Origin of the sequence: Candidatus Latescibacter sp. (assembly GCA_030692375.1) — a bacterium.
Classification (GTDB): domain Bacteria; phylum Latescibacterota; class Latescibacteria; order Latescibacterales; family Latescibacteraceae; genus JAUYCD01.
The window spans coordinates 1-6,312 of sequence record JAUYCD010000199.1; the positions used below are offsets into that span (position 1 = coordinate 1).

Annotated in this window: 5 protein-coding genes; 2 read left to right on the forward strand and 3 right to left on the reverse strand. The window is 43.9% G+C overall.

The annotated features are described in order from the left end of the window. Positions 1-286 precede the first annotated feature (286 nt). On the reverse strand, positions 287-1,729 hold the full coding sequence (locus tag Q8O92_12040) for an amidohydrolase family protein (protein MDP2984045.1): 1,443 nt from the start codon (positions 1,727-1,729) through the stop codon (positions 287-289). Positions 1,730-2,232: 503 nt separating this feature from the next. Here Q8O92_12040 and Q8O92_12045 point away from each other — a divergent pair. Together Q8O92_12045 and Q8O92_12050 are read left to right on the forward strand one after the other, a co-directional pair. After that, positions 2,233-3,180, forward strand: a complete 948-nt coding sequence (locus Q8O92_12045; protein MDP2984046.1) for an inositol monophosphatase family protein — start codon at positions 2,233-2,235, stop codon at positions 3,178-3,180. A 2-nt stretch (positions 3,181-3,182) separates the two neighbouring features. Next, positions 3,183-4,154: a hypothetical protein gene (locus tag Q8O92_12050; GenBank protein ID MDP2984047.1), complete on the forward strand. Its 972-nt coding sequence runs from the start codon at positions 3,183-3,185 to the stop codon at positions 4,152-4,154. 192 nt (positions 4,155-4,346) lie between these two features. On the opposite strand, the gene Q8O92_12055 is transcribed toward Q8O92_12050, so the two are convergent. Further along, the gene (locus tag Q8O92_12055; GenBank protein MDP2984048.1) at positions 4,347-4,553 is read right to left on the reverse strand and encodes a hypothetical protein; all 207 of its coding nucleotides are present in this window, start codon (positions 4,551-4,553) and stop codon (positions 4,347-4,349) included. A 433-nt stretch (positions 4,554-4,986) separates the two neighbouring features. Next, positions 4,987-5,904, reverse strand: coding sequence for an abortive infection family protein (locus Q8O92_12060; GenBank protein MDP2984049.1), 918 nt, complete (start codon positions 5,902-5,904; stop codon positions 4,987-4,989). Positions 5,905-6,312 lie beyond the last annotated feature (408 nt).

Consider the following 6,312-nt stretch of genomic DNA (forward strand, 5'->3'; position numbering starts at 1 on the left):
GTTGAACTTACATGTTATTATCTTTACCATGTTAAGTCCCCCTCCGGGGGATATAGGGGGCTGCCTTATAAATATGCTTAAGTATTTGTTTGAAAATAAGTTGAGATAATACTTATGTACGTTTATGAATAATTCAGGTTAGAAAGAAACACACCGAAAGTATTATTGGGGATTCCTTGTGACGCTGGTCGAACGTACCAGCAAATACACGCTTATAGGCCAGGTAAAACAAAAGACCGCCGAAGACGTAACAACGGAAATTGTGAGGCTTTGGTAGTTGAAACCGCTAATCTTCATATCCCGTCTGGTCAATGGTTATTTCTTTTCCATCCTGTATTATCCTTTTCAATCTTAACTGTATAGGATAATCCTCTTTTATTTTTTCGACAACCAGAAGGTCTGCAACCTTGCCGGGCGCTATACTGCCTCTGTCATTCAGGCCATATAACTTTGCAGGATTCATGGAAGCCGCCATTGAAACCTCGATAAGGGCTTTCTCTATATCAAGCGGGTCGTGCCTTTCTTTCGGTCCCCTGTAAGCAGGTATCGGAGCTTTTCCGTTTTCTTCAATTCTCATCAGCATATTGGCATAATTTACCGCACATCTCCACATTGTTGCATTGCTCCCGCAATAGGTATTTCCTGTGCCGTCGTTCACTACAAATACTTTCCCGTCTTCAGACAGCACCGCCTCTGTTCCTCCGAACACCACTCTGTCAACCCCTTCAGGAAGTTTCGTATGAGTGTGTCCTATATTGTCATCTACTAGTATCATTTTATCAGGCCCGAATATGGAACGCACCCACAATGCTGCTCTTGGATCGACATGCCTGTTATCGGTGATGATCTCTGCATAAAAAGAAGCGTCCCTCTCTTCTGCAGAATCTACCAGCTCGCCGATGCAGGGGAGTATCGTAAGCATCCTTTTCTTGCCTGTTGCAGTGGTGTGACCGTTGGTTGCATGAACCCAGACATATTTTCCCCCGGATATGATTCCTTCTTTTATCACCGATTTAGTGGCATTGGTATGTCCGAATCCGACAACAGTTCCCTGATCGACTAGATATTCAATCAGGTTTCTGGCAGGCTTACTGCTATCATCCGCATCCCAGTCCATTCCGACGCAGACCCTTCCGATCCGCCCTTTCGCGATCTCTTCCAATCTCTTGTAACGTTCACGGGACGGTCTTACCATGTACTCGCTTGATTGCGCCCCCAGATTGGGATTGTACATTATGGGAGCGCCATGAATTTCGCCTTTGGGATTATCAGGCCCGAAATAGATACTTTCAAAATCTGCAAACATATATGCTGCCCTGCCGGGTTTGTTGATAAAACCGGCCGAAGCTTTTAAAAACGATTCAAGCTGAAACATGGGACATGCCATTGCAGTTATATTGATCGCCGTTGTACCGTCATTAAGATGAGCGAGGAGCATTTCTCCAATATTTGCAGCAATTTCCGCTTCATCAAAAAGAAACCTGCCCAGGGCCGCATCATATTTCCCAAGTGCAGGAGCAGTCAGGTTCCCGCCGCCGTGTGAATGTGTCCCATAGAAGGCTGGCATTAAGAGCTCGTTATCGGCAATATGAATTATTTTTTTCCCTTCTAATTCGTCAGTTGATATTTTCTCGATTACTCCTTGAGAAATACCTATACTGACATCTTCGGCAACGAGTTTGTCTTTTTTTTCATAAATTGCAGTTCCGTTAATCACCAAATCATACATCTTAAACTCTCGCATAAAGGGTTACATGAAAAAAGTATCGCTTTCGCAGACTGCTGCGGGGAAAAGAACCAACGCTGCGGGTATAATATACTAGAAAAAATTGATTTCCGGACGGGAAAATATTTCTTGACTCTCGTTCAAAATTTTTAATATATTCCCTTGAGAAAATATTATTGCTCCGGCGAATAAATATTGATATCAATATTTGGAATAGATGCCGAAACAAGTTCGGCATGACGTCATCAGATGTCACTCTTTGATCACCGGAGCAATACCGTCAGAAAAACATCAGGTAATAGTCAGAAACTCAATAACTCCAATAACTAGGGTATGTATACCCGACAGTTATTATTTTTATATCACCTTGCAAATTAGGATAAATAATAGCACTGATACACACAAAATAACCATGTTTTGGCGTTACGTTTTTATCTAATTTATAGAATAAGTTCAAATGCCATCCTGTTTGAATAAAACCAAAACAACGATGTGGAGAATGAAACATGAGCAACGACACGTTATTCGAGAAAAGGAAAGAAAACTTTGCCAAAACCGAGGGCGTCGATGATTTAACCGCTCTGAATCTGGCAATTGTGGCGGAAGTTTTGGATATTCTCCAGGATCTGCAGGGCAAGGAAAGCGGCAGTATCGTTATTCAAACCAGGCAGGGAGAATGGAAAAGCTGGGACGCCGAGGTATACGGGGTAGATGAAGCTGCGGAGGGAGCATATATCAGAAGATTAAAGGAATGCTCTCATCCGGTGGTATTACTTTCTGAAGAAGCGGGAAAAGTCGATCTTACTGAAGGCAAAAAGGGCAAGAAATTCTTTGGAATTTCCGATCCTTTCGATGGAAGCTGGCTGTATAAGAGAGGGCTGCCGTTTATGCAGTACAGCTCCCTGGCGCTCTATGATGCCGATTTTAATCCTGTATCGACGGTAACAGGGGATGTTTTTAACAAAGATCTGGCATTTGCCAACGGCAAAGGAGCTTTTATAGCTCACTTGGAGAACGATAAAATTAATAATGTCCAGCGTTTGAACGAGGACTACAGAACGAAGAGAAATGGCAAACCTGCATCCGCCATAGGGAAATGCTGTGTTGAATCGTATGTATTGAAACCGCACAAATTCCTGCTGCCGTTAGTCGATGAATACCGCGTGGTGCTCAATGCATTCAAGATGCTGCATCCGAACGGCGGTCCTTATGCCTTTGCAGAAGCGGCGGCCGGACAGATCGATGTATATTTTGCTCGGAAACAACCATATGTGGATATCTTCTCCGGAATTCAGATCGCCCAGGAGGCCGGTCTGATAGTCTCCGATTTCGATGGGAACAAGGTACAAAAACCGTCTGAAGAATATGAGAAAGTTTTTGATGTTTTGGTAAGCAGAACCCAGGTTTTACACGATCAAACACTCGAAAAAATCAAAGAAAGCAAAAGGGGGTAGCAATGGCGGCGGGAGACAAGAACAATCCTATCAAACTTGCAGAACTGGCGCCGGCTGATGTGCCGGCGGCGTTAAAGGTGGAATCGTATTTTGATTTCAAGGCGCACCCGTTCGAGCACCAGTCATTGTTTGCGGGAAAGAAATCTGTTATCGATGTGCTCGGCAAAGACATCGGTAATTATGCCAAGAAATGGCTGGCTGAAAAAATCGCCGGAGCAAAAGGCCAGAGCGGGATCAAAACTCTCGTCAATAATTCGAAAAACGGCCTGAAAATCGGCAATTTTCAAGTGATTCTCGAAGAGGGCGCTGTGTATGAACCGGCGTATGTCCGCGGTGTCGCCGATGCATCCAAAGCTTTCACCCTCTATATTGCCAAAGGCGCATCGGTCGAAGGAGCGAATATTTTCCTCGATGAGGGGGACATATACATCGGTCCCAAGACCATGGTCGAGCCCGGCACCGGTTTAAAAGGCCCCTTGATCATCGGTGAGGGCAACGAGATACGGTTCGGCGCCTATTTCCGTGGAAATGTGATCGTCGGAAAAGGCGGAGACGGCTGCGCATTTCGCGGAGAGCTCAAGAATACGGTCATGATGGAGGGAGCGAATTTCCCGCATCCGAGTTATCTCGGGGACAGCATCTGCGGGTACAATACCCATTTCGGGAACCAGGTTACCGCCGCAAATCTTGGAATATTCCAGGGGCTGAGAGAGCGTTCCAAACGGACGAACGTGCTCGTGACAATCGATGGGAAATACTATGATCTCGGCATTATCAAGATGGGTGTGATTCTGGGAGATAACAGCCAGATCGGCTGCAGTTCCGTTCTGGCGCCCGGAACTCTCATCGGTCCGAACTGTGTCGCCTATGCGTTAACCTGCTTCGACAGGGGTGTGTACGCAGCCAAGACGCTTTTCAAGAACAAAGCGATTGAAAAAGGCATTGTCGAAGTGAGTTCGGTGAAACCGCTGTAATTTTCTCGTGATTTTTTTACGGGAAGGTTTCGAGAAATAATCGAGGACACGCACGAACACATGGCCGCAGGCTCTCAAAATCCTGCGGCCTTTTTTATATTTCAACACTCTGGGGAAGGCGAAGAGCAACCTTATGAACGTAAGGGTAAGCCGCGCCGCCCTGGGCCTTGACGCAAGCCGACAGCAGTGACCCTATTGTTCGGTGTTCTTCATCCTCAAGGTCATCGCCCTTTTGCTGATTTCTTCTATGGATAAATCTTCATCCATGCCTTGTCTCCAATTTGTATAATCAAAAGGCTCTCTCTGAATAAGTGCAATAAACCGTTCTGCTTCAACATCGCCAAGATGTTCTGCGAGAATCTGGATTCCTCTCAATTTAATTTCTGTGTCGGTTATCATGACAACACCCGATTCAAAATATGGCCTTCATTCTTTGCACCACGTCAATTCTTGTCAACAATGAAGCCCCCGTATCTTCGCTGGAAACCTTTACGTTAACACCATTCGCACAGAAGAACTATCCTTTTTCCTGTTGGCAGATTTGACTCTAATGAATATGCTTTTTTCTGTCTTGAAGCTTGAAAAATATCAAGAAAACTACACCTACTATTGATGCTATCCCAAGTGTAACAAAGAGATATATCTCCATCTTCAACCTCCATCATCTATTGGTGTTATAAAATATGCCAATAGAAGAAATACAACCTTTCTTCGTTCTCTGTTCATAATCTGAATTATACCACAAAATTTAAATTTCTGCTACTACAATGTTGAGGTTGTCTAACCGAAAAAATCACCGGCGCGAGGTACGAGCGTCCGGTGGATTTAATGGTTAGCTGTCATTCGTTCTTCTAACTTTGTGCGTTTCAGCAAGAAAAACAGCAAGTGTTGATGCTGCGCCTACCGCCAATTTAGCATGCCGCGGCTGTAATCCTTTATTTGCGCTTAACTTACCATGACCAGTTCCATAGTGGTTTCTTAGCTCAGCAACACCTTGAGTAATTGATGCTAAATTACTGAGCAAGCGTTTAATCGTATCACTTGCCTTAGCCCGATCTGGAATATTAGCTGGGGTTAGCTCAAGTTGTTGCACCGTGCTCTTAACAAGCTTGAGGAGATCATCACCTTTGGAAAAAGACACGCTGCATTCATTTAAGATGCTTTTGCAGCATGTTTCGACCAATTCTTTTGCAGTTCCAATTGCCAGTTCTGGATCTTGATTAACGGCAGCTTCCATTCGAGTAATTTGCTGAGATACATAACCTACATCAGTTCCTAATAATATTTCCTTTGCTGCGTTGATTCCAGGTGTCACCGCAGTTCCAATGTAACGGCCTACAAACACAGGCTTACCGGATATCCTTGTTTTCTCAGCTATTTGGTATCCATCATTCTTCAGAAAATTGTTATAAAGCTGACTTAGCCTTTCACACTCAGTTACATCTGTTCGCACGACTGGATGGATAGTTTCACATAGGAACCTTAAAAAAGTTTCATCATCTCCTCTTAGAAGGTTAAATCTATCGTCACTAAAAATCCACCCACGCTCCCAGTCATCATTGTTTACAGTGTGCTGCCAGATGTCGCCTAAAACATTTTCAAATCGAACGTCTGTGGATGGCATTGAATTCAAATCCCATATTCTTGCGAGAAACTCAATTTCTTCAAGACGGCCATACAAGTTAATCTGTTCCAATAAAATGGAATCTAAAATATCCCTTCTTGTTATTTCGGTGATTTTAATTGCCATTTAGCACTCGCTTATGTATAGCTAACTATTGTTTATATAGTTTCTATATAACACTCTTGAGGTATGAAACTGCGGTATAAGACGCCTTGCACATTTTCTCCCAAATTACTTTATTATATGGAGCCTTTTGCAAAAGTCGAGATTGTTTGACGCAGCCCCCTTCCTGTCCTTCGGACATCCTTCCCCCGGAGGGGGCAGGACACGGCTTCATCGTGCCTGCGAAGCAGCAATGACTGTTGAGCAACGACTTCCCTTGCCCCCTTCAGGGGGAAAGGGACCGAGGGATAGGGGGCTGTAGTCAAAAAAACTCGTATTCTTTTTATGTATAAAACGACTTTTGCAAAAGCCTCAGTATGAGATATAAATCATTGCATATACGCAAAATAATATTACATTATAAATTTGTCA